Source organism: Serratia ureilytica (assembly GCF_017309605.1).
GTDB classification, from domain to species: Bacteria; Pseudomonadota; Gammaproteobacteria; order Enterobacterales; family Enterobacteriaceae; genus Serratia; species Serratia ureilytica.
In genome coordinates, this window is record NZ_CP071320.1 from 4,251,922 (window position 1) to 4,276,560 (window position 24,639).

General features: G+C 60.7%; 19 protein-coding genes. 7 read left to right on the plus strand and 12 right to left on the minus strand.

The window, feature by feature from the left end:
- Positions 1–96: 96 nt before the first annotated feature.
- Positions 97–1,491 carry an amino acid permease gene (locus J0X03_RS20185; protein ID WP_123061390.1) on the plus strand — a complete coding sequence of 465 codons (1,395 nt, stop codon included), beginning with the start codon at positions 97–99 and terminating at the stop codon, positions 1,489–1,491.
- A 36-nt stretch (positions 1,492–1,527) separates the two neighbouring features.
- Here J0X03_RS20185 and J0X03_RS20190 read toward each other — a convergent pair whose 3' ends face one another.
- The 8 genes from J0X03_RS20190 to rlmD form a co-directional block, all read right to left on the minus strand.
- Complete coding sequence (locus tag J0X03_RS20190) at positions 1,528–2,724, minus strand: methionine gamma-lyase (protein WP_160203970.1); 1,197 nt, start codon at positions 2,722–2,724, stop codon at positions 1,528–1,530.
- Positions 2,725–2,754: 30 nt separating this feature from the next.
- Complete coding sequence (locus J0X03_RS20195; RefSeq protein WP_080280870.1) at positions 2,755–3,159, minus strand: hypothetical protein; 405 nt, start codon at positions 3,157–3,159, stop codon at positions 2,755–2,757.
- Positions 3,156–4,346 (minus strand): NAD(P)/FAD-dependent oxidoreductase, encoded by a 1,191-nt coding sequence (locus J0X03_RS20200; RefSeq protein WP_160203969.1) that lies wholly within the window; start codon positions 4,344–4,346, stop codon positions 3,156–3,158. Before J0X03_RS20200 ends, J0X03_RS20195 begins: the two co-directional genes overlap by 4 nt.
- 284 nt (positions 4,347–4,630) lie before the next feature.
- Entirely contained in the window at positions 4,631–5,926 is a 1,296-nt protein-coding gene (gene eno / locus J0X03_RS20205; protein ID WP_004932670.1) for a phosphopyruvate hydratase, read from the minus strand.
- An 81-nt stretch (positions 5,927–6,007) separates the two neighbouring features.
- Positions 6,008–7,645, minus strand: a complete 1,638-nt coding sequence (gene pyrG / locus J0X03_RS20210) for a glutamine hydrolyzing CTP synthase (protein WP_004932674.1) — start codon at positions 7,643–7,645, stop codon at positions 6,008–6,010.
- A gap of 358 nt (positions 7,646–8,003) precedes the next feature.
- Entirely contained in the window at positions 8,004–8,798 is a 795-nt protein-coding gene (gene mazG / locus J0X03_RS20215) for a nucleoside triphosphate pyrophosphohydrolase (protein ID WP_033641873.1), read from the minus strand.
- A gap of 99 nt (positions 8,799–8,897) precedes the next feature.
- On the minus strand, positions 8,898–11,129 hold the full coding sequence (gene relA / locus J0X03_RS20220) for a GTP diphosphokinase (protein ID WP_122016514.1): 2,232 nt from the start codon (positions 11,127–11,129) through the stop codon (positions 8,898–8,900).
- A gap of 9 nt (positions 11,130–11,138) precedes the next feature.
- Positions 11,139–12,488: a 23S rRNA (uracil(1939)-C(5))-methyltransferase RlmD gene (gene rlmD / locus J0X03_RS20225; protein WP_069101114.1), complete on the minus strand. Its 1,350-nt coding sequence runs from the start codon at positions 12,486–12,488 to the stop codon at positions 11,139–11,141.
- A gap of 66 nt (positions 12,489–12,554) precedes the next feature.
- Between rlmD and barA the strand changes: the two genes are divergently transcribed.
- A complete protein-coding gene (gene barA / locus J0X03_RS20230; protein WP_033641870.1) occupies positions 12,555–15,281 on the plus strand; it encodes a two-component sensor histidine kinase BarA in 2,727 nt (908 codons plus the stop codon).
- 74 nt (positions 15,282–15,355) lie between these two features.
- Here barA and degP read toward each other — a convergent pair whose 3' ends face one another.
- Both degP and dgt read right to left on the minus strand, forming a co-directional pair.
- Positions 15,356–16,798: a serine endoprotease DegP gene (degP, locus tag J0X03_RS20235; RefSeq protein ID WP_033641869.1), complete on the minus strand. Its 1,443-nt coding sequence runs from the start codon at positions 16,796–16,798 to the stop codon at positions 15,356–15,358.
- Positions 16,799–16,979: 181 nt separating this feature from the next.
- Positions 16,980–18,497, minus strand: coding sequence for a dGTPase (gene dgt / locus J0X03_RS20240; protein WP_033651661.1), 1,518 nt, complete (start codon positions 18,495–18,497; stop codon positions 16,980–16,982).
- Between the two features lie 129 nt (positions 18,498–18,626).
- On the opposite strand from dgt, the gene mtnN reads away from it, so the two are divergent.
- The 4 genes from mtnN to J0X03_RS20260 all read left to right on the plus strand — a co-directional run bounded on the left by mtnN (position 18,627) and on the right by J0X03_RS20260 (position 21,185).
- On the plus strand, positions 18,627–19,328 hold the full coding sequence (gene mtnN / locus J0X03_RS20245; RefSeq protein WP_160203968.1) for a 5'-methylthioadenosine/S-adenosylhomocysteine nucleosidase: 702 nt from the start codon (positions 18,627–18,629) through the stop codon (positions 19,326–19,328).
- Position 19,329: 1 nt separating this feature from the next.
- Positions 19,330–20,136 carry a vitamin B12 ABC transporter substrate-binding protein BtuF gene (gene btuF, locus J0X03_RS20250; RefSeq protein ID WP_123061387.1) on the plus strand — a complete coding sequence of 269 codons (807 nt, stop codon included), beginning with the start codon at positions 19,330–19,332 and terminating at the stop codon, positions 20,134–20,136.
- Positions 20,136–20,750 (plus strand): TRIC cation channel family protein, encoded by a 615-nt coding sequence (locus tag J0X03_RS20255; RefSeq protein ID WP_033641866.1) that lies wholly within the window; start codon positions 20,136–20,138, stop codon positions 20,748–20,750. Before btuF ends, J0X03_RS20255 begins: the two co-directional genes overlap by 1 nt.
- A gap of 186 nt (positions 20,751–20,936) precedes the next feature.
- Positions 20,937–21,185, plus strand: a complete 249-nt coding sequence (locus tag J0X03_RS20260; protein WP_160203967.1) for a hypothetical protein — start codon at positions 20,937–20,939, stop codon at positions 21,183–21,185.
- Between the two features lie 56 nt (positions 21,186–21,241).
- Here J0X03_RS20260 and erpA read toward each other — a convergent pair whose 3' ends face one another.
- Together erpA and clcA are read right to left on the minus strand one after the other, a co-directional pair.
- Positions 21,242–21,586: an iron-sulfur cluster insertion protein ErpA gene (gene erpA, locus J0X03_RS20265; protein ID WP_033641865.1), complete on the minus strand. Its 345-nt coding sequence runs from the start codon at positions 21,584–21,586 to the stop codon at positions 21,242–21,244.
- A gap of 89 nt (positions 21,587–21,675) precedes the next feature.
- Positions 21,676–23,115, minus strand: a complete 1,440-nt coding sequence (gene clcA, locus J0X03_RS20270; protein ID WP_033641864.1) for a H(+)/Cl(-) exchange transporter ClcA — start codon at positions 23,113–23,115, stop codon at positions 21,676–21,678.
- A 174-nt stretch (positions 23,116–23,289) separates the two neighbouring features.
- Between clcA and hemL the strand changes: the two genes are divergently transcribed.
- Positions 23,290–24,579, plus strand: coding sequence for a glutamate-1-semialdehyde 2,1-aminomutase (gene hemL / locus J0X03_RS20275; protein ID WP_015376661.1), 1,290 nt, complete (start codon positions 23,290–23,292; stop codon positions 24,577–24,579).
- The last annotated feature ends 60 nt before the right edge of the window (positions 24,580–24,639 follow it).

Genomic DNA, 24,639 nt, shown 5'->3' on the forward strand with positions numbered 1-24,639 from the left:
CACACTGAATCACGCAGTTTGTTCTGCCCCGCCGGGTGCGTTCCACCCGGTGCGGGCAGCGCGTGCCTGTTCGGCAAACACTTAACGGGAAACAACATGCGTAACGAAACGACACAACTCAGACGCGGACTAAACGCGCGGCATATCCGTTTCATGGCTCTCGGCTCGGCGATCGGCACCGGCCTGTTCTACGGCTCCGCCGGCGCCATCCAACTGGCCGGCCCGGCGGTGCTGCTGGCCTATCTGGTGGGCGGCGCGGCGGTATTCATGGTGATGCGCGCGCTGGGTGAAATGGCGGTGCATCAGCCGGTTTCCGGCTCGTTCGGCCACTACGCCAGCCACTATCTCGGCCCGCTGGCCGGGTTCCTCACCGGCTGGACCTACACCTTCGAAATGGTGATCGTCGCCCTGGCGGACGTCACCGCCTTCGGCATCTATATGGGGCTGTGGTTCCCGGACGTCGCTCAGTGGGTTTGGGTGCTCAGCATCATCCTGTTTATCGGCGCGCTCAACCTGTGCAGCGTCAAGGTCTTCGGCGAGCTGGAGTTCTGGCTGTCGCTGGTCAAGGTCGTCGCCATCGTGGCGATGATCGTCGGCGGTGCAGCGGTGATGCTGTTCGGTTTCGGGCAAACCCAGCACGCCACCGGCATCAGCAACCTGTGGCAACACGGCGGCTTTATGCCTAACGGCATCGGCGGCGTGGTCGCGTCATTGGCGGTGGTGATGTTCGCCTTCGGCGGCATCGAGATCATCGGCATTACCGCCAGCGAGGCGAAAGACCCCGCCAAAGTGCTGCCGAAGGCGATCAACGCCGTGCCGGTGCGCATCCTGCTGTTTTACGTGCTGACGCTGACGGTGCTGATGGCTATCTATCCGTGGAACAGCATCGGCCAGAACGGCAGCCCGTTCGTTGAGATCTTCAGCAACCTCGGCATCAGCTCCGCCGCCAACGTGCTGAACGTGGTAGTGATCACCGCCGCCATTTCGGCCATCAACAGCGATATCTTCGGCGCCGGCCGCATGATGTACGGCATGGCGCAGGACGGCCAGGCGCCGCGCAGCTTCACCAAACTGACCGCCAGCGGCGTGCCATGGATGACGGTGCTGGTGATGTCGGTCGCCCTGCTGTTGGCGGTGGTGCTCAACTACCTGATCCCGGAGAAGGTCTTCATGATCATCGCTTCGATCGCCACCTTCGCCACCGTCTGGGTGTGGCTGATGATCCTGCTGTCGCAGATCGTCATGCGCCGCACGCTGTCGCCGGAAGAAACGCGCCAGTTGAGCTTCCCGGTGCCGTGGTGGCCGGTGGCGCCGGCATTGGCGACCGCCTTTATGGCGTTCGTCATCGGCCTGCTCGGCTATTTCGAAGAGAGCCGCATCGCGCTGTACGTCGGGCTGGTGTGGATCGCTTTACTCACCGTGGCTTACTGGCTGTGGGTGCGCAAGAAAGGCGGCGGTTCGCCGGTGACCGCGGCGACGCAACAGATGTAACGCTCGCTTCTGCTAAAACCCGCTGCGGCGGGTTTTTTATTGCGCCTGCGCCAACGCCTGCAGGATATCCGCCTGCAGATCGTCAAACGCCTCCAGCCCGGCGGACAACCGCACCAGCCCCTCGCTGATGTGGTGCCGTTTCCGCTCTTCCGGCGTGTAGGCCGAGTGCGTCATGCTGGCCGGGTGCTGCGCCAGGCTTTCGCAATCGCCCAGGCTGACCGCGCGCAAGATGAGCTGCAGCGCGTTGAGGAAACGAATGCCCGCACGCAAGCCGCCCCGCAGCTCAAACGCCAGCATGCCGCCGGGGCGCGCCATTTGCCGCTGCGCCAACGCATGCTGCGGGAAGTTCGCCAGGCCGGGGTAATATACCCGCTCGACCGCCGGGTGCTCCGCCAACATCTCTGCCAGGCGCTGCGCGTTATCGCAATGACGATCCATGCGCAGCGGCAGGGTTTTCATCCCGCGCAGCACCAGCGCGGCATCCTGCGCCGACAGTACCGCCCCGGTCATGTCCTTTAGCCCCTCCAGACGGATCGCTTCGGCCAACGCCTGACGCGTCACCGCTATTCCGGCCAGAAGATCGCCGTGTCCGCCGAGGTACTTGGTCGCCGAGTGCACCACGATATCGGCGCCTAGCGCCAAAGGCCGCTGCAGATAGGGCGTGCAATAGGTGTTGTCCACCAGCAACAGCGCCTGATGCCGATGGGCAATCTCCGCCACGGCGGCGATATCGATCAAACGCATATTGGGATTGGCCGGCGTTTCGCAATACACCAGGCGGGTACGCGGTCCAATGGCCGCCGCCAGCCGCTCCGGCCGGGTCAGATCAACGTGGGTTATCTTGACGCCAAAGCGCGCCAGGCCATGATGAAAGTAGCTGAAGGTGCAGCCATACACGGTTTCGTCGACAATCAGCTCATCGCCCGGTCTGAGCAGCGTCCAGCAACAGGCGGTGATCGCCCCCATGCCGGAAGCGAACGCCACCGCCGCCTCCCCCTCCTCCAGGTTGGCGATGCGTTGCTCGAGCAGGTTTAACGTCGGATTGGCGATGCGCGAGTAAAAGTACCCCGGCTCGGTGCCGGCAAAGCAGGCGCCGCCGTATTCCGCAGTGGGAAAAGCAAACGTAGAGCTCATAAACACCGGCGGAGACAGTGCCCCCTGATACCGCTGCGGATCGTAGCCGTAATGAATAGCCCGGGTGGCAAAGTCGTGGCCAACTGCTGTAGCGGACATAACACAACTCCTTACCTGAGTGGGTAAAGCTTAATTTTTTGATTCATCCGAAAGGGCCGGCGGCAATGCGCTGTCTCGCGTGCGCTGGCCGATGATTTGTAAAGTACGCAGCAGCAGCGTCAACCCCAGCAGGGTATCCGGCTGCTTCAGCAAGGCGTACAGCGCGCGAAAACTGGCCGGCGGAGGATTCAATTGCAGCTCGCTGTGCGCCATCTGCAGCGCCGTTCCGCCTTCCCAACCGATGGTCACCAAACCTTCAAAGACGCCGGCCAGTTTCTCCACCAGCGCGTTGTCGGCGATGTCCACCGCGTCCGACAGCAGCGACAACAGATCGACCACGTTATCCAAACGGCCGCCCGCCAGCAGCGGCTGCAGTTTCTCGAGCAACGCCGCCAATGATTGCAGGTCCGCCGCGTGCACCGTGCTTTCCGTCATATCAGCCCCCTTACCGTGGCCCAGTAAAGGCCGCGGTTGAACCCGTTGCGCAGCATGCCGCCCGCCTTGGTGGCGGGCGTCGGCAGCACGTCGTGACGGTAGTCGTACACCAGCGGCATGCCGGCATTCAGCCCCATTTGCGCGACCGCCTGCACCTTGCCGTCATAATGGCTCACGGTTTGGCCCAGCCGCATTTCCGCCACGATGTTGTCGGCAATGACCGGCGCCTGATTATGGCAAGAGCCGCCGGCCTTGCTGACCGGCAAATCCACGGTATCGCCTATGACATACACCCCCTGCTGGCCGTAGACCTGCAGCGTTTGATGATCGGTCGGCAGCCAGCCTTCGCCGTTTTGGCTCTCGCTCAACCCGGTATTGCGCACCGCCTCCACTGCACGGATGGGCGGCGTCGCCATCAGAATGTCGAACGGCTGTTCTTCCCCCTCGGCGGAATAGGCGATGTTGCGCTGAACGTCCACCCGGCTGAGGGTAAACCCACGCTGGTGGCGAATGTCGCGCGCGGCAAAAATGGCGGGCAGCGCTTCGCCGGTCGGGCGCTGTAAAAACAGACAGTTGCGCAGCAGTTGAGAAATGGTTGGGTAGGTATAAACGATCTCCACCGCCTTGCGCACGCCGCGCCGCCGCAGGTAGTCGTCCAGCATCAGGGTGGTTTCAATCGGCGCGATGCCGCACTGATGGGGCACATTAGGCGTTTCAGGGAAGGACACGGTGATGAAAATGCGGCCTTTCTCGATCGTCGCCAGCTTATGCGCCAACCGTCGCGCGGCCTGATACTGGTAGAAATGATCGCCCGCCTGCGCCAACCCTTCGATTCGCTCTGGCCAGGGCACGCAGCCGGTGGCGAAAACCAGGAAGTCATACGGATAATGCTTGCCGCTTTGCGTAATGATATACCGCTGTTTTAAATCAAAAGATTCCGCTTTATCGACGACAAACTGTATTTCCGGCCGCAATAAACTCCGCTGTGAACGCGTGAGCTCCTGCTTGAAAAAATTATTGAATGCAACATACATAAACGCCGGCTTGTAATAATGCAGCGGCGAATCCGAAATCATTAATAACTCAACTTTATTATTGAGAATTTCCCAGTGCAATTTCACGGCCAGCAGATTGGCTAGCATGGTGCCGCCGGTTCCACCGCCGACAATGACGACTCGCTGTCGCATCTGGCCCTCCCCCAGCCGAAACCCGGCAGTATGAAAGAACGCATTACGATGATGGCGATATTTAACGGCAAGAAAAAAATAACGCCGCCTTATTGGCAGTCTAGTAACGAATAATTATAAAGCAAATAAAAACGGAATATAAAAACCGGCAAGAAAACTGCACAATAAATTTATTAGGTTAAACGCAGCGATTGTTAATAAATAAAACAGGATTAACATCGGGACGTCAGCCATAAAAAAACCCGCCGCGGCGGGTTTTTATTTAGCAACCGAATCGGTCGAACTTACTGGCCTTTAACTTCTTTCAGGCCGTTGAACGGCGCACGGTCACCCAGCGCTTCTTCGATGCGGATCAGTTGGTTGTACTTGGCAACGCGGTCAGAACGGCTCATGGAACCGGTTTTGATCTGGCCAGCTGCAGTCCCTACCGCCAGGTCGGCGATGGTTGCGTCTTCGGTTTCACCGGAACGGTGAGAGATCACCGCAGTGTAGCCGGCGTCTTTCGCCATCTTGATAGCCGCCAGCGTTTCGGTCAGAGAACCGATCTGGTTGAACTTGATCAGGATGGAGTTAGCGATGCCTTTCTCGATGCCTTCTTTCAGGATCTTGGTGTTGGTCACGAACAGATCGTCGCCCACCAGCTGGATTTTGTCGCCCAGCACTTTGGTCTGGTAAGCGAAGCCCGCCCAGTCGGATTCATCCAGGCCGTCTTCGATAGACACGATTGGGTACTGTTTGGTCAGCTCTTCCAGGAAGTGAGTGAACTCTTCGGAAGTGAAGGCTTTGTTGCCTTCGCCGGCCAGCACGTATTTACCGTCTTTGTAGAATTCGGAAGCCGCGCAGTCCATCGCCAGAGTGACGTCTTTGCCCAGCTCGTAGCCCGCCGCTTTTACCGCTTCAGCGATAACCGCCAGCGCTTCGGCGTTGGAACCCAGGTTTGGCGCGTAGCCGCCTTCGTCGCCCACGGCGGTGTTCATGCCTTTGGCTTTCAGAACTTTCGCCAGGTGGTGGAACACTTCGGAACCGATACGCACCGCTTCTTTCAGGGTCTTCGCGCCAACCGGCTGAATCATGAATTCCTGAATGTCGACGTTGTTGTCAGCGTGCTCGCCGCCGTTGATGATGTTCATCATCGGCAGTGGCATGGAGAATTTGCCTGGGGTGCCGTTCAGTTCAGCGATGTGCTCGTACAGCGGCATGCCTTTAGAGGCTGCGGCCGCTTTCGCTGCTGCCAGGGAAACCGCCAGAATGGCGTTGGCGCCGAAGTTGGATTTGTTTTCGGTGCCGTCCAGCTCGATCATGATCTTGTCGATGTTCGCCTGGTCTTTGGCATCTTTACCCAGTACTGCCTGAGCAATCGGACCGTTTACTGCAGCAACGGCTTTCAGTACGCCTTTACCCAGGAAACGAGACTTGTCACCGTCACGCAGTTCCAGCGCTTCGCGGGAACCGGTAGAAGCACCTGACGGCGCAGCAGCCAGGCCGACGAAACCGCCTTCCAGATGAACTTCGGCTTCAACAGTCGGGTTACCGCGGGAGTCGATGATTTCACGACCGATGACTTTAACGATTTTGGACATTAGGTTTTCCTCAGTACAAGTTAAACTAAAACTCCAGACAAACAGCGCGCGGTTCTCACCGCGCGCCGCCTACCAAATATTTTATTTCACCTGGCGCTTCTGATGCTCGCCTGCGGCTTTCACGAAGCCGGCGAACAGCGGATGCCCATCACGCGGCGTCGATGTAAATTCCGGGTGGAATTGACAGGCCACAAACCACGGGTGATTCGGCAGTTCAATGATCTCGACCAGCTTGTTGTCGGCGGAACGACCGGCGACACGCAGCCCTGCGGCTTCGATCTGCTTCAACAGCATGTTGTTAACTTCGTAACGGTGACGATGACGCTCGACAATGGTCGGTTCGCCGTACAGCTGACGCACCAGGCTGTTGTCGCTCAGGTTGCACTGTTGGCCACCTACGCGCATCGTGCCGCCCAAATCGCTTTCTTCGCTGCGCACTTCGACGTTGCCGTCTTCATCGCGCCATTCGGTGATCAACGCCACCACCGGGTACTTACAGTCTGGCATAAACTCGGTGGAGTTGGCGTTCTCCATCCCCGCCACGTTGCGAGCGAACTCCATCAACGCCACCTGCATGCCCAGGCAAATGCCCAGGTAAGGAATGTTGTTCTCGCGCGCATAGCGTGCGGTCATCACTTTGCCTTCCACGCCGCGGTAGCCGAAGCCGCCCGGGATCAGGATCGCGTCCAGCCCTTTCAGCACTTCCACGCCGCGGGTTTCCACGTCCTGCGAGTCGATCAGCTTGATGTTCACGGTCAGACGGTTTTTCAGCCCGCCGTGCTTCAGCGCTTCGATCACCGACTTGTAGGCGTCCGGCAACTCAACGTATTTGCCGACCATACCGATGGTCACTTCGCCGCCCGGATTGGCTTCTTCGTAGATCACCTGTTCCCATTCGGCCAGGTTGGCTTCCGGCGCGTTCAGGCTGAATCGTTTACAAATATAATCGTCCAGCCCCTGAGATTTCAATAGGCCTGGGATTTTATAAATAGAATCAACGTCTTTCAGAGAGATAACCGCTTTTTCCGGCACGTTGCAGAAAAGCGCGATTTTCGCGCGTTCGTTAGCAGGAACCGCGCGGTCGGAACGGCAAATCAGCACATCAGGCTGAATACCGATGGAAAGCAGCTCTTTTACGGAATGCTGGGTCGGCTTGGTTTTCACTTCGCCCGCCGCCGCCATGTACGGCACCAGCGTCAGGTGCATGTACAGGGTGTGCTCGCGGCCCACTTCCACCGCCATCTGACGGATGGCTTCGAGGAACGGCAGCGATTCGATATCGCCGACGGTGCCGCCGATTTCCACCAGCACCACATCGTGGCCTTCGCCGCCTTCGATGATGCGTTCTTTGATCGCGTTGGTGATGTGCGGAATGACCTGCACGGTCGCGCCCAGATAGTCGCCGCGGCGTTCTTTACGCAGCACGTCGGAGTAGATGCGGCCGGTGGTGAAGTTGTTGCGACGCGACATTTTGGTGCGGATGAAGCGCTCGTAGTGACCCAAATCCAGATCGGTTTCTGCGCCGTCTTCGGTGACGAAAACTTCCCCATGCTGAATCGGGCTCATGGTGCCCGGATCCACGTTGATGTACGGGTCCAGTTTCATGATGGTAACGTTGAGGCCACGGGCTTCAAGAATAGCCGCCAGAGAGGCTGCGGCAATGCCTTTACCCAGAGAGGATACGACCCCGCCGGTCACAAAAATATAATTAGTTGTCATGCTGAACCTGAGAGTTTAGGTTTAAAGACGATGGAAGAACCAGGACGGGAAAGTAGTATACCCGAACCTCTCCTGACCTACAAACGATCGTTTTGCTGTCCATCATCTCGGCCGCCCTCCCGTGTTCATCAGGGTTTACTCCGCCGGCGCGCCCAAAACCCTCCAGGAAATACAAAGAGTTAGCGGAGAAAATTTCTTTTTACCGCCCCTCTCGAGCGATAAAACACCTTAGATTTCAGTTTGTTGGCCTTTTGCTGCCGACGGCAGCCCTGCGCCTGTGACCTGACCGTAAGCTTAACCGTTTCAGCTTGAGTGAACCTTGTTTGTGATCAACATTCAACATTGTCGTTGCAGCGATTCAACTTTCCTGGCGTTTCACCTGTTGCCAGGCGTCTTCCATCTGCTCCAGCGTGGCGTCTTCCAAGCGTAGCCCGCGTTGCTTGACGATCGCCTCCACCTCGCGGAAGCGGCGTTCGAACTTGCGGTTGGCCGCCTGCAATGCGTTCTCGGCCTTGTGGCCCAAATGGCGCGAGAGGTTCACCGTGGCGAACAGCAGATCGCCGATCTCCTCTTCCAGCTTGCTCTCATCGACCACCGCCTGGCGGGCTTCGTGCATCACTTCGTCGATCTCTTCATACACTTTGTCCAGCACCGGGCCCAGCGTGTTCCAGTCGAAGCCGACCGAGGCGCACCGTTTTTGGATCTTGTGCGCCTTCATCAACGCCGGCAACGCCTGCGGAATGTCGTCCAGCACCGAGTGCAGCGCTTTTTCGGCGCGCTCGCCGGCCTTGAGCTGCTCCCAGCGCGCCGCCACGGCTTCGCTGTCTCCGCCTTCGGCGTCGCCGAAGATATGCGGATGACGGCGCTCCAGCTTGTCGCTGATGGCAGTACACACCTCATCAAAATCGAACAGCCCCTGTTCCTGCCCCATCTGAGCGTAGAACACTACCTGAAACAGCAAGTCGCCCAGTTCGTCGCGCAGATCGGCGTAGTCCTGCCGTTCGATGGCGTCCAGCACTTCGTAAGTCTCTTCCAGCGTGTAGGGCGCGATGGTGGCGAAGGTTTGCTTACGGTCCCATGAGCAACCGTTCTGCGGGTCGCGCAGCGTTTTCATGATGTTCAGCAGGCGCTGCAACGAAGTGGATTGGGTCATAAAAAATCTCTGAGAAAATGGGGGCGCACGGACATGTCCGCCGGAACTGATGGAGTTCGGGCCGCATCGACCTCGGATGCGGCCCGAAAGGCGCAGGAGTTAGTTGCCGTGCAGACGCTTGGCGTCTATCACGTCCGGCAGCTGGTTCAGCTTCGCCAGCACCCGGCCCAGCACCTGCTGGTTATAAATTTCGATGTCCATATCGATGGTGGCCAACTGCTTCTTGGTATCGCTGCGGCTGGCGACGCCCAGCACGTTGACCTTTTCGTTGGCCAGAATGGTGGTGATATCGCGCAGCAGCCCGCTGCGATCGTTGGCCATCACGCGCACCACCAGCGAATAACCGCTGGAGTAGCTTTCTCCCCACACCGCATCGACGATGCGCTCCGGCGCATGCGATTGCAAATCGGCCAGCTGATCGCAGTCCGCACGGTGGATCGAGATGCCGCGCCCCTGGGTGATAAAGCCGACGATGTCGTCGCCCGGGATCGGCTGGCAGCAGCGGGCGATGTGGTGCATCAGGTTGCCCACGCCCTCCACCACCACGCGGCCGTTATCCTTGTTGCGAGCCGGCGGCGGCGCTTTCTGCTGCACCAGCTGGCGCAGCGCCTCGCGATCCTGCTCTTCGGCGCTCGGCTTGTTGAACTTGCCCTGCAGGAAATTCACCATCTGGTTCAGGCGAATGTCCCCGCCGCCGATCGCCGCCAGCACCTCGTCCAGCGAGTTCATGTTGTAGCGCGGGATCAGCAGCTTCTCGGCCTCTTTCAGGCTGATGCCGAGGTGTTCCAGTTCGTTGTCCAGCATCTGGCGGCCGGCAAGAATGTTCTTGTCGCGATCCTGCTTGCGGAACCAGTTGTGGATCTTCGAGCGCCCGCGGCTGGTGGTCACGTAGCCCAGGTTCGGGTTCAGCCAGTCGCGGCTCGGGTTCGGCTGTTTCTGGGTGATGATCTCAATCTGATCGCCCATCTTCAGCTGATAGGTAAACGGCACGATGCGGCCGCCGATCTTGGCGCCGATGCAGCGGTGACCAACGTCGCTGTGAATGTGGTAGGCGAAATCGAGCGGCGTGGAGCCGGCCGGCAGATCCACCACGTCGCCTTTCGGGGTAAAGACATAGACCCGATCGTCGAACACCTGGCTGCGCACTTCGTCGAGCATCTCGCCGGAGTCCGCCATCTCTTCCTGCCAGGCGATCAGCTTACGCAGCCAGGCGATGCGCTCTTCGTAGCCGGAGCGCACGGTAACCCCCGCGCCCTCTTTGTACTTCCAGTGCGCGGCCACCCCCAGTTCGGCGTCTTCGTGCATTTGCCGGGTGCGGATCTGAATCTCGACGGTTTTGCCGCGCGGCCCCAGCACCACGGTGTGGATCGACTGGTAGCCGTTGGGTTTGGGGTTGGCGACGTAGTCGTCGAACTCATCCGGCAGATGGCGGAAGTGGGTATGCACGATGCCCAATGCCGCATAGCAATCCTGCAGACGCTCCGCCACGATGCGCACCGCGCGCACGTCGAACAGTTCGTCGAACGCCAGGTGCTTTTTCTGCATCTTGCGCCAGATGCTGTAGATGTGTTTCGGCCGGCCGTAGATCTCCACCCGAATGCCTTCTTTGGCCATCTCGTCGCGCAGCCCGGCGACGAAATCGTCGATGAACTGTTCGCGATCGATGCGGCGCTCATGCAGCAGCTTGGCGATGCGCTTGTATTCTTCCGGGTGCAGGTAGCGGAAGCAGAAATCCTCCAGCTCCCACTTCAGCTGGCCGATGCCGAGCCGGTTAGCCAACGGCGCATAGATGTTGGAACACTCTTTCGCCGCCAGCACGCGTTCGTCTTCCGGCGCGTCTTTCACCTCGCGCAGGTGGGCGATGCGCTCCGCCAGCTTGATGACGACGCAGCGGAAATCCTCCACCATCGCCAGCAGCATGCGGCGCACGTTGTCGACCTGTTCGGAGGCCATCGAGTCGTTTTGGGTGGCTTTCAGTTGGCGAATAGCGTCCATGTCCCGCACGCCATGCACCAGGGCGACGATGCCCTTGCCGAACGTTTCCGTCAGGATCTCTTCCTGCACGATGCCGGCATCCACCAGCGGGAACAGCAGCGCGGCGCGCATGCTGTCGTTGTCCATGCTCAGCGTCGAGAGGATTTCCACCATCTCCAGGCCGCGCCACAACAGCAGCGAGGCGTCGGGATGGTTTTGGGTCTGCTGCTCACAATAACGCCAGGTTGCGGCCAATCGCTCACATGACTGCGGGTTGGGTAGCCCCAAGCCGGCGATCCACTCATCGAGAGCGAACTCACCCGCCGTATTCAGATGTGCACTTCTTACCGCAACCATAACTTCTCCCTACTTTGCAGCGACCTCTGGCGCGCGCTCGTTGATAAACAGCGCCATTGATTCAAGATGCCCCGTGTGCGGAAACATATCCAACATCCGCACGCGCGCAAGACGATAACCGGCGTTCAACAGCACTTTGCTGTCGCGAGCCAGCGTGGTGGGGTTACAGGAAACATACACCACCCGCGCCGGCGCCAGTTTTACAATGTGTGACATCACCCCGGCCGCACCGGCGCGGGCGGGATCCAGCATCACCTTATCAAACCCTTGTGCTGCCCAAGGTTGCCGCTCAACGTCGTCCTCCAGATTCTCATGGAAGAACGACGCATTATTCAGCTTATTCTTATGTGCATTATATTGCCCATTCGCTACCAGCGTGGCAACACCTTCGATGCCCACCACCGCAGCGGCGCGGCGCGCCAGCGGCAGGGTGAAATTCCCCATGCCGCAGAACAGGTCCAGCACCCGATCATTGGGTTGAATGTCGAGCCATTCAAGGGCCTGCGCCACCATTTGTTGGTTTACGGCGTCATTGACCTGAATAAAGTCGCGCGGACTGAAGTCTAAGCGTAGCCCGTCAACCTGATAATACGGCGTTTCACCGCACAGTTTTTCCACCCGATCGCTGTCCGGCGCCAGATAAACGGCGACCTTTTCCCGCTCGCCAAACGCCAACAGCGCCTGGCGATCCGCCTCTTTCAGGGCATCGAGATGGCGCAGCACCAGCAGCGGGCCGTTATCCGCCAGTACCAGCTCCACATGCCCCAGCCGCCGCACCGCCTGCAGCCCGCTCAGGCAGGCGCGCACTGGCGCCAGCAGCTGTTCCAGCTCCGGGCGCAGCACCGGGCAGTGCTCCACCGCCACCAGCTCGCTGGAGGCCGCCTGTCGAAACCCCATCATCAGGCGCTGCAGCTTCGGCTGCCACGCCAGGCTCAGGCGGGCGCGGCGGCGATAGCCGTATTCCGGGCCGGCGATCACCGGTTCCTGTTGCGGGGTCACCCCGGTTTCGCGGGCGATCATGCGCACCAGCGCCGCCGCCTTGCTCTGCTGTTGCAGCGCCTCATCCGCATGTTGCTGCTGGCAGCCGCCGCACACGCCGAAATGCGGGCAGCGCGGCTCCACCCGCTGCGGGCTGCGGCTCAGCAGGCGCTTGAGCTTGCCTTTGGCGAACTGGCGCTTGTCTTCGGTCAGCTGGATTTCCGCCTGCTCGCCCGGCAATACGCCCGGCACGAACACCGCTTTGCCGTCGTGGCGCGCCACGCCCTGGCCGAAAGGATCGAGATCGCTCACCGTCACGGTGAAGATTTGTGAGCTCTGCCGGGTCGTCACGCGGCGTTTGGGAGAGTAGAATTGCGCCATATTTGTCGATTGTGTGCTGGTTCATTAAGCTAGTGTCAGCTGTCAATTCTCCCACATTGGAATCCCATGACCAAATACAGCCTGCGTGCGCGCATGATGATCCTGATTCTGGCCCCGACCTTGCTGATTGGTTTGCTGCTCAGCACCTTCTTCGTGGTGCACCGCTATAACGAGCTGCAGGAGCAATTGGTCGACGCCGGCGCCAGCATCATCGAGCCGCTGGCGGTAGCCAGCGAGTACGGCATGACGTTCCGCAGCCGCGAATCGGTCAGGCAACTGGTCAGCCTGCTGCACCGCCGCCATTCGGACATCGTGCGGTCGATCACCGTGTTCGATGCGCAGAACAACCTGTTCGTCACCTCCAATTATCACCACAACTTCGCCCAGCTGCAGTTGCCGAAAGGCGTGCCGTTGCCCACCGAACTGATGCTCACCCGGCGCGGCGATTCGCTGATCCTGCGCACGCCGATCCTGTCGGAAAATCAGTATCCGGATGAAACCGCCGACGGCGGCAGCCACCCCGACAACAACCTGGGCTATGTGGCGATCGAGCTGGATCTGCAGTCGGTGCGGCTGCAGCAGTATAAAGAGGTGTTCGTCTCCACCCTGCTGCTGCTGCTGTGCATGTGCATCGCCATCCTGTTCGCTTACCGCCTGATGCGCGACGTGACCGGCCCGATCCGCAACATGGTGAACACCGTCGATCGCATCCGCCGCGGCCAGCTCGACAGCCGCGTGGAGGGCTACATGCTCGGCGAGCTGCACATGCTGAAGAACGGCATCAACTCGATGGCGATGTCGCTAACCGCCTATCACGAAGAGATGCAGCAGAACATCGATCAAGCCACGTCTGACCTGCGTGAAACGCTGGAGCAGATGGAGATCCAGAACGTCGAACTGGATCTGGCGAAAAAACGCGCGCAGGAGGCGGCGCGCATCAAGTCCGAATTCCTGGCCAACATGTCGCACGAGTTGCGTACCCCGCTCAACGGCGTGATCGGTTTTACCCGCCAGATGCTGAAAACCGATCTGAGCGCGACCCAAACCGACTATTTGCAGACCATCGAGCGCTCGGCCAACAACCTGCTGACCATCATCAATGACGTGCTGGACTTCTCCAAGCTGGAGGCCGGCAAACTGGTGCTGGAGCATATTCCGTTCGCCCTGCGCGAAACGCTGGACGAAGTGGTGGTGCTGCTGGCCCCCAGCGCCCATGACAAAGGGTTGGAGCTGACGCTGGATGTGCACAACGACGTGCCGGAGCAGGTGATCGGCGACTCGCTGCGCCTGCAGCAAATCATCACCAACCTGCTGGGCAACGCCATCAAGTTCACCGAAACCGGCAATATCGATATTCGCGTCGAGCTGCGCAAACAGCTGGAGCGCCGGGTGGAAGTGGAAGTGCAGATCCACGACACCGGCATCGGCATCTCCGAACGCCAGCAGTCGCAGCTGTTCCAGGCGTTCCGCCAGGCGGACGCCAGCATCTCCCGCCGCCACGGCGGCACCGGGCTGGGGTTGGTGATCACGCAAAAGCTGGTGAAGGAAATGGGCGGCGACATCTGCTTCCACAGCCAGCTGAATCGCGGCTCGACCTTCTGGTTCCACATCACGCTGGATCTGAACGAGGGCATGCTGTCGCTGGCGCCGAACCTGCCGGATCTGAACGGCAAAACGCTCGCCTACATCGAGTCCAACCCGACGGCGGCACAGGCGACGCTCAACATGCTCAGCGTCACGCAGCTGGTGATCACCCACTCGCCGACGCTGGGCCAGCTGCCGTCAGGCCATTACGATTTCCTGCTGGCCGGCGTGCCGATCCCGTTCCGCGACAACATGGCGCAGCATCAGGACAAATTGTTGGCCTCGCTGAAGCTGGCCGATCGGGTCATTCTGGCGCTGCCGTGCCAGGCGCAGATCGACGCCGAGCTGCTTAAGCAACAAGGCGCGCTCGGCTGCCTGATCAAGCCTATCACCAGCACGCGTCTGTTCCCGCTGCTGAGAATGGAAACGCCCGATCGGCTCGCCGCCCCGCCTGAGCGTAAACGTCTGCCGCTGACGGTGATGGCGGTCGACGACAACCCGGCCAACCTGAAGCTGATCGGCACGCTGCTGGGCGAACAGGTGGAAAAAACGCTGCTGTGCGAGAGCGGTGAGGAAGCGCTGGCGCTGGCGCGCAACAACGTGCTGGATCTGATCCTGATGGACATTCAAATGCCGAAGATGGACGGCATTCACGCCAGCGAACTGATCCGCCAACTGCCGCACCACAACTCCACGCCGATCGTCGCCGTCACTGCCCATGCAGCCAGCGGCGAACGCGAGCATCTGCTGCAGGCGGGGATGGACGACTACCTGGCCAAGCCGATCGACGAGAAAATGCTGACCCGCGTGCTGTCGCGCTACCACAGCGGGGACGTGGAAAGCGCCGTCGCCGACGATGCCCCGCTGTCGCTCGACTGGCCGCTGGCGCTGCGCCAGGCGGCCAATAAACCGGATCTGGCGCGCGATCTGCTGCAAATGCTGCTCGATTTCCTGCCGCAGGTACGCGAACGGGTGCAGGCGCTGCTCGAGGGGCAACACGACGACGAGATCCTCGACCTGGTCCATAAGCTACACGGCAGCTGCAGCTACAGCGGCGTGCCGCGCCTCAAGCAGCTGTGTTTCTACCTCGAGCGGCAGCTGCGCCAGGGCATCACCAACGACGAGCTGGAGCCGGAGTGGCTGGAGCTGTTGGATGAGATTGAACTGGTGATCCACGCGGCGCGCGCGCATCTGGCGCAACCGGCCTGAATCCTCATGCCATTGCCATAATGCAAAAAGGCACGCCGTAGCGTGCCTTTGTTGCTTTTAGCGCCTGACGTTTATCACTGCGCCAGCAGGTACAGCTGGCTATCGCCGCGCTGAATATTCAACGCCAGCACCGACGGTTTGCTGTCGAGGATTTTACGCAGCTCGCCCAGGTTCTGGATCGGCTGTTGGTTCACGCCCAGGATCACGTCGCCCTTTTTCAGGCCGATGCGCGCGGCGGCGCTGCCGGCTTTCACGCTGTCGACCTTAACGCCTTTCACGTTGCCGACCTGGGTATTGCTCAGCTCGGCGCCTTCAATGCCGGTGTAGATATTGCCCGAGGCCACCTGGGTCTGCGCGCTTTGCTCCAGCGTGACGTCAATCGTTATCGGCTTGCCGTCGCGGATAATGCCCAGCGACATCTTGCTGCCGACCGGCAACGTGCCGATCTCTGCCCGGAACGAGGCGAAGCTGGAGATGGCCTTGCCGTTCATAGTGACGATCACGTCACCGGCCTTGATGCCCGCCTTCGCGGCGGAAGATTTCGGCATTACCTGGCTGACGAAGGCGCCGCGCTGCGCGTCGACCTTCATCGCCTTGGCCAGCTCAGAGTTCAGCTCGGTGCCCATGATGCCCAGCTCGCCGCGTTTCACCTGGCCATACTCGACCATTTGCGCCGTCAGGTTTTTCACCATATTGCTCGGAATGGCGAAGCCGATGCCGATGTTGCCGCCGTCCGGCGCCAGGATCGCGGTGTTGATGCCGATCAGCTCGCCGTTCAGGTTAACCAGCGCGCCGCCGGAGTTGCCGCGGTTGATTGCCGCATCGGTCTGGATAAAGTTTTCGTAGTTTTCGATGTTCAGGCCGCTGCGCCCCAGGGCGGACACGATGCCCGAGGTGGCGGTTTCACCCAGCCCGTACGGGTTGCCGATCGCCACGGTGTAATCGCCGACGCGCAGCTGATCGGAGTCCGCCATCTTGATCGCCGTCAGGTTCTTGAAGTCTTTCAGCTGGATCAGGGCGATGTCGGAACGCGGATCCTTGCCGATCACTTTGGCGTCGAAACGGCGGCCGTCGCTCAGCTGCACCTGGATCTTGTTGGCGTTGTCCACCACGTGATTGTTGGTCACCACATAGCCCTTGGCGGCATCGATAACCACCCCAGCGCCCAGCGCCTGGAATTTCTGCTGCGTGCCCTGCGGCTGCTGGCCATCCGGTCCGGGCTGTTCAGCGCCCTGACACATCGGCGAGCCCTGGAACGGTGAACCGTCCTGGCAGAACGGCGAATCTTCACCGAAGAACTGTTGGAACTGTTGCGGCATGCGCGGCGTATTGACCGTGGTGCTGCCCTCAACGTTAATGCTCACGACGGAAGGCATCACCTTCTCCAGCATCGGCGCCAGGCTCGGCAACTGCTGGGTGCTGGAAGACGCGGTTTCAGCGGCGCTGGCCGTAACCGGGCCCATCGCCATACCGATGCTGAATGCCAGTGCGCTCAGAACTAATGCGGTTTTTTTCATCTGTGTGTCTCTTATAAAGTCGTTCAAAAAAGAATGGCTGTCTTGCGTGCTTATTCAGAGTTAATTAATAGCCCGAAGTTCCGGCACAGATGATTGGCAATAGTAAACAAATATTGTTCGTCTTTACAAAACTCGAGACAGCCAACCGGTTGGAATTGCTGATAATTATTCCTCCGCTTAATTATTCCGCCGCCATTAATCGACGATATTCATCATAGGCATAAAGGTCGGTCATTCCGCTGATATAGTCCTGCAATAAACGCGCGCGGAAATAATATTCCCGAATGGTTTGCTGCTCCGGCGATAAATGCTGCAGCCCTTCTACCGCTTCCACATAAGCCAGCCGATGCTTGGTGGACAGCTTGTGGAACAGGCGCGTTTCGATCGGGTAAGCGCGATGGCTGTCCTCGCGCACCAACCGGCTGAAGTCCGCCAGCGACATCGCCAGCAGCGGGCTGTAAATGTCCAGCAGGCCGCTGATCACCCGGTAGCCTTGCAGCTCGAGCTGCTCGACCTCCGGGTGGTTGAACACGTGCTTGAACGCCACATTTTTAAATATTTTCAGTAGCTGATAGGCCGGGCTGGAATCTTCCAGCAGCGCCTGATTGAAACTGCCCTGATAAACCGCGTCAAGATTGTCGATAAAGCGCTGCGCCGCGTGCGGCACCAGCCGCGCCACGGTAAACACCCGCAGATACATGAAGAACTGATCTTCCGCGCTGCGCCGCGCGCCGCCGCGGTCGATCTTGCGAAACGCGCTGGCGACGGTCTTGTCGAACAGATCGCCCGGCGCCACCTCGCCCCACTCCTGAATCAGGTGCTGATACAGCTGCTCGACGGTGAAAATGCTCTTCTCCACCGCGTCTTCCAGATCGGCCACGCAGTACGAGATATCGTCGGCGGCCTCCATGATGTAGGTCAGCGGAAAACGATCGAACTCGCCCATGTGCAGCTCGCGCCGCAGCCGATCGACAAAGGCTTCTTCCGCCAGATAATAGCCGGGCTTTTTCATCAAATAGCTGTGGCTGGCGGGGATGTCGCCCGCCCAATAAGCCGGGCGGGTGTATTTCAAAATGCAGCCGACCTGCGCGTAGGTCAGATTGAGTTTCAGCAGGCTGTACACCATGCGGATCGCCTGGGCGTTGCCCTCGAAATGGCTGAGATCCTGACGGATCCGGCTGCGCAGCCGGTTCAGATCGCTCTCCCCTTCATGCAGCCGCAGCGACGCGACCTGGCAGCGATCGTGACTGCCCGGCTCGCTGCCGCAGCTGGCAGGATCGAGCCGCTGGGCGAACCAGTCGTTGATCGCCGACTCGCCGAAGTGGCCGAATGGCGGATTGCCGATATCGTGCATCAGACAGGCCATTTCCACGATGCTCTCAAACGGATCGAGCAGCCGGGTCAGGCCGAATTCATCGATCTTACCCGCCTGTTTGAAGCGGTTGAGGATCTCTTTGGCTATATGGCGCCCGACCTGCTGCACCTCCATCGAGTGCGTCAGGCGGCTGCGCACCGCCGCGTTGCGCTCCAGCGGAAACACCTGGGTTTTTTGCTGCAAACGGCGAATGGCGGCCGAGTTGACGATGCGCCCGCGATCGCTCTCGAACTGCCGCACGATGTCGTACTCTTCCTCGGCCTCGATCGGTTTGCTGAAAGGCCGTTGGAAGCTGATTTTTTGCTTGAAGTCGATCCCGGACATCTGTTTCTCCGCCGTTGCGCCCTGCCCCCGTGATAACAATTCCCGGCGGCGGATGCAACGCATTATCTCTGATACACAGCCATGATAGACTATGCCGCAATTCTCACGGCCAATCAGCGAGTGTTATTTATGAAAGTAGGCATCATCGGCGCAATGGAGCAGGAAGTCACCCTGCTGCGCGATCAAATCGAAAACCGTCAAACCATCCAGCGCGCGGGCTGCGAAATCTACACCGGCCAGATCGGCGGCGTTGAAGTGGCCCTGCTGAAATCCGGCATCGGCAAAGTCTCCGCAGCCATGGGCACCACCCTGCTGCTGGAGCACTGCAGCCCGGACGTGGTGATCAATACCGGCTCCGCCGGCGGCCTGGCCAGCACGCTGCGCGTGGGCGACATCGTGGTGTCGGAAGAAGTGCGCTACCACGACGCCGACGTCACCGCCTTCGGCTACGAGCCGGGCCAGATGGCCGGCTGCCCGGCGGCGTTCGTCGCCGACGACGCACTGATCGCGCTGGCGGAAAGCTGCATCAAACAGCTGGATCTGCACGCGGTGCGCGGCCTGATCTGCAGCGGTGACGCCTTCATCAACGGCGCCGAGCCGCTGGCGCGCATCCGCGCCACCTTCCCGCGCGTCGCCGCCGTGGAAATGGAAGCCGCGGCGATCGCCCACGTCTGCCATCTGTTCGGCACGCCGTTCGTGGTGGTGCGCGCCATTTCCGACGTCGCCGACAGCGAGTCGCACATGAGCTTTGACGAGTTCCTGGTGGTAGCGGCCGAGCAATCTACGCTGATGGTCAACGCCATGCTGCAAACCCTGGCCAAGCGCGGTTGATGTGAGGCTGCGCTTCACCTCGGCGCTCTGGCTGCTGGCGTTCTGGCTGGCCCTGCCGGCCGGGGCCGCCCAGCGAGTGATCAGCCTGGCGCCCAACGCCACCGAACTCGCCTATGCCGCCGGCATGGGCGAGGTGCTGGTGGCGGCGAGCGCCTATTCCGATTATCCGCCGCAGGCCGCCAGGCTGGAGCAGGTGGCCTCCTGGCAGGGCATCAACCTGGAGCGGGTGCTGGCGCTCAAGCCGGATCTGATCCTCGCCTGGCGCGGCGGCAATCCGCAGCGCGTGCTGGATCAGCTCGCCGCATTCGGCATCCCGATCTTCTATGCGGACGCCGATAATCTCGAAGGGATCGCCGGCTTGCTGGATAAGCTGGCGCAATACAGCCCGCACCCGGACCAGGCGCATCAGGCCGCCGCCGGCCTTCGCCGCCAGTTCGCCGATCTCAGGCAACAGTACGCCGATAACCCTCCGCGACGCGTGTTGCTGCAGTTCGGCACCCAGCCGCTGTTCACCAGCTCCGGCGCCACGCTGCAGAGCCAGGTGTTGACGCTGTGCGGCGCGCAGAACGTCTTCGCCGACAGCCGCACGCCTTGGCCGCAGATCAGCCGCGAGCAGGTGCTGGCGCGCCAACCCCAGGCCATCGTCATCACCGGCGGCGCGAAAGAGGCCGCCAATGTGAAAGCCTTCTGGGCGCCGCAGCTGCAGGTGCCGGTGATCGCGCTGAATGAAGACTGGTTCAATCGCGGCGGCCCGCGGCTGCTGTTGGCGGCGCAGCAACTGTGCCGCCAGCTGGCGGAGATCCGCTGATGCTGGTGTTCTGGTTGGATATTCTCGGTACGGCGGTGTTCGCCGTCTCCGGCGTACTGCTGGCCGGCAAACTGCGCATGGATCCGTTCGGCGTGTTGGTGTTGGGCGTGGTTACCGCGGTCGGCGGCGGCACCATCCGCGATATGGCGCTGGCCAACGGCCCGGTGTTCTGGGTCAAGGATCCCACCGATCTGGTGGTGGCGATGATCACCTGCGTATTGACGCTGCTGCTGGTGCGCCAGCCGCGCCGCCTGCCGAAATGGGTGCTGCCGGTGCTCGACGCCGTCGGGCTGGCGGTGTTCGTCGGCATCGGCGTCAACAAGGCTTTCGCGGCCGGCACCGGCCCGCTGGTGGCGATCTGCATGGGGGTGATCACCGGCGTCGGCGGCGGCATTATCCGCGACGTGCTGGCGCGCGAGATCCCGATGATCCTGCGCACCGAAATTTACGCCACCGCCTGTATCATCGGCGGCATCGCGCACGCCACGGCGTTTTACACCTTCAACATGCCGCTGCAACAAGCCATGATGCTGGGCATGGTCATCACGCTGGCCATTCGGCTGGCGGCCATCCGCTGGCACCTCAAGCTGCCCGCCTTTATTCTCGAACGCTGAGCCGCCGCCCTGCGGGGCGGCGGCCTGGTGATTTATTAGACTATAAACGGGTTTGGTGGTATTATTTTCGTCCAGAAAATAGCGTATTGACGATGTAAAGTTCTGTAACCATCAGGTTAATTCCTTCCCCGCGCTGTTAAAACTTTTTAACTTTTTGCCGATAAGTCATCACAAGATGGCTTACGGATGGCTATTCCCGCAATGATGAAAAAAATTCTGCTTGCCTGCTGTGGCTCCCTGCTGAGTGGAGCCGCCTATGCCGATGCCGTCAGCGGCCAGATCGGCATTACCCTGACTATTGAACCGCAATGCACCGTGCGCCTCGAAGCCGCCGCCCTGCGGGACGAATGCAGCCACGCGACGGCACAGCCGAATATCATCCACAGCCCACCGGCCCAGGAGAACGGCGTGGCAGTGATCCTCGTGGAGTGGTAGGCATAAAAAAACCCGCCGGCTGGAAAGCAAGCGGGTTGATATTCTGACAGGCAAACTCAGATGCTGAACGACGAACCGCAACCGCAGGTGGTTTTGGCATTAGGGTTGGTCACCACGAAGCGCGATCCTTCCAGCCCTTCGGTGTAGTCCACCGAACCGCCAACCAGATACTGCAGGCTCATCGGATCGACCACCAGCGCCACGCCCTGCTTCTCGATGGTCATGTCGCCATCGTTGACCTTGTCGTCAAAAGTGAAACCGTACTGGAATCCGCTGCAGCCGCCGCCGGTAATGTAAACCCGCAACTTCAGGTTCGGATTTTCTTCGTCAGCAATCAGGTACTTGACCTTGTTTGCTGCTGCCTCGGTAAATTGCAGGGGCAGTGCCGTTTCATCACTCATACTCTTTACTCCCAACATTGTTCAGCATCAGATCGCGACCAGGGCTGCCTGATTAATATTAACGATTATCCGATACCTGAGTGTTGCGTTCAAGTATTCACCGCATTTGTTGTATTTTCTTTACTTGTTTTCTCCGCCGCTTCCCGCGCCAACTGCGCCTCCTGCCGTTGCAGGGTGCGCGCCAGGATCGACGAATACAGCGGCTTGCCGCCGAGCAGTTGCGCCACCACCGTAGCGCCGAGGCAGGTGATGATCATCGGTAAAATCAGCTGGTAGTTGTCGGTCATTTCCAGCACCAACACGATGCCGGTCAGCGGGGCGCGCACCGTGGCGGCGAACAACGCCCCCATGCCGGCGATGGCGAAAGTGCCCGCCTCGATGCCGTACTGCGGGAACAAATGCGCCCCCGCCAGCCCGAAGGCGGTGCCGAACAGCGTGCCCAGCGCCAGCATCGGCGCAAAGATGCCGCCCGGCGCGCCGGAACCGAAGCACAGCAGCGTGGTGAAGATGCGGGTAATGAAAATGAACATCAACATGCCGACGCTGTAATTGCCCGCCGCGGCGATCGGGATCAGCCCAAAGCCGCCGCCCGCCGCCTCCGGCTGGATCAGCCCCAGAATGCCGCACACGCCGCCGAGCAGCCCGCCCATCAGCAGCACATTGCGCATTCTGCCGCCGTGCAGGCGCGCGAACATGTCCTGAGTGCGAAAGATCAGCGCGTTGAATCCCACGCCCACCGCGCCGAATATCGCGCCCAGCACCAGATAGAGCCACAAGGTGTTGATGGGTGCCGAGGCGAGTTTGCCGACCGCGATCACCGAGCCTTGGCCGTTGAACAGCTGGAACACCACGCTCGACATGATAACGCCGATAAACACCGCTTTAATCGAGATCAGGTTGTAGCGAAACTGCGGCCGCATCTCTTCGATGATAAACAGAATGCCGGCCAGCGGCGCGTTGAACGCGGCGGACAGCCCGGCGGCGGCCCCGGTCGCCAGCAGCGAATGGCGCGCCTCGGCGCCGCGAATGCGCAGCACGTCCAAGACCATGCGCCCGACGTTGCCGCCCATCTGTACCGTAGGCCCTTCGCGCCCCAGCACCATGCCCGCCCCCAGCGTTCCCATGCCGCCGATGAATTTCACCGGTATCACGCGCCACCAGCGCACCGGCCGCAGCTCCTCCAGCGCGCCTTCGATCTCAGGAATGCCCGAACCGCCAGCCTCAGGCGCAAAGCGCCGCACCAGGTAATAACCCAGCGCCGCCAGCGCGGCGGACAAGATAAACGCCAGCGGCCACACCAGGATCCAGAAGTCGGCGACCTGCGCCAGCGAAGCCAGCCGCTGCTGCTGCACCCACTCCACCGCTTTATCGAAGGCCACGCCGAGCAAACCGGCCAGCGTCCCCACCAGCGCGGCCATCAACAGGATCGCCACCGGCGTTTTGTCGCGGCGGATAAACTGGCGCACCGCATCGCTGCGGCTAAGACGCGGGCTCAACGTCCCGACTGGCTGTGATTGTGATTCTGTCATCGCGAGTGATTCGTCAGGTAATTTGTAATACAAATAGGCAGGGCGATAATTCTACCCCAACCCGGCGGCGGGCGCTGCCGTTAATGGTATCTGACTGTGATCGTTTCATAACGCGGCGCTCTCCTCTAGAATAGCGCGGTCAAATCATTCAAAAGAGAATCCAGGAGCCGATTTATGAGCCTACACAGCAAGTCCGAAAGTCTGTACGCCCAGGCGCAACAGTTGATCCCCGGCGGGGTAAACTCTCCGGTGCGTGCATTCACCGGCGTGGGCGGTGTGCCGCTGTTTATCGAGCGCGCAGACGGGGCTTACCTGTTCGATGCCGACGGCAAGGCCTATATCGACTATGTCGGTTCCTGGGGGCCGATGGTGCTGGGGCATAACCACCCGGCGATCCGCGACGCGGTGATTGAAGCGGCGCAGCGCGGCCTGAGCTTCGGCGCGCCGACCGAGATGGAAGTCAAAATGGCGCAGCTGGTCACCGAACTGGTGCCGACGATGGATATGGTGCGCATGGTGAACTCGGGCACCGAAGCCACCATGAGCGCCATCCGCCTGGCGCGCGGCTATACCAACCGCGACAAAATCATCAAGTTCGAAGGCTGCTACCACGGTCACGCCGACTGTCTGCTGGTGAAAGCCGGTTCCGGCGCGCTGACCCTCGGCCAGCCGAACTCACCGGGCGTGCCGGCCGACTTCGCCAAGCACACCCTGACCTGCACCTACAACGACCTGGATTCGGTGCGTGCCGCCTTCGAGCAGTACCCGTCCGAGATCGCCTGTATCATCGTCGAGCCGGTTGCCGGCAACATGAACTGCGTACCGCCGCTGCCGGAATTCCTGCCGGGCCTGCGCGCCCTGTGCGACAAGTACGGCGCGCTCTTGATCATCGATGAAGTGATGACCGGCTTCCGCGTGGCGCTGGCCGGCGCGCAGTCCTATTACGGCGTTGAGCCGGATCTGACCTGCCTCGGCAAAATCATCGGCGGCGGCATGCCGGTGGGCGCCTTCGGCGGCCGTCGCGAGGTGATGGACGCGCTGGCGCCGACCGGCCCGGTCTACCAGGCGGGCACCCTGTCCGGCAACCCGATCGCCATGGCGGCGGGCTACGCTTGCCTGACCGAAGTGTCGCAGGTTGGCGTGCACCAGACGCTGACCGAACTGACCGAGATGCTGGCCGCTGGCCTGCTGCACGCGGCGCAGGAAGAGAATATTCCATTGGTGGTCAACAACGTCGGCGGCATGTTCGGCCTGTTCTTCACCGACGCGCCGGCGGTCACCTGCTACCAGGACGTGATGCAGTGCGACGTGGAACGCTTCAAGCGCTTCTTCCACCTGATGCTGGAAGAGGGGGTGTATCTCGCGCCGTCCGCCTTCGAAGCGGGCTTCATGTCCGTGGCGCACAGCAAGGAAGACATCCAGCGCACCATCGACGCCGCGCGTCGCTGCTTCGCCAAGCTGTAATCCCGGCCGGATGGCCAAAAAGAAACGGGCGCCGAGGCGCCCGTTTTGTTTTTCACGGCG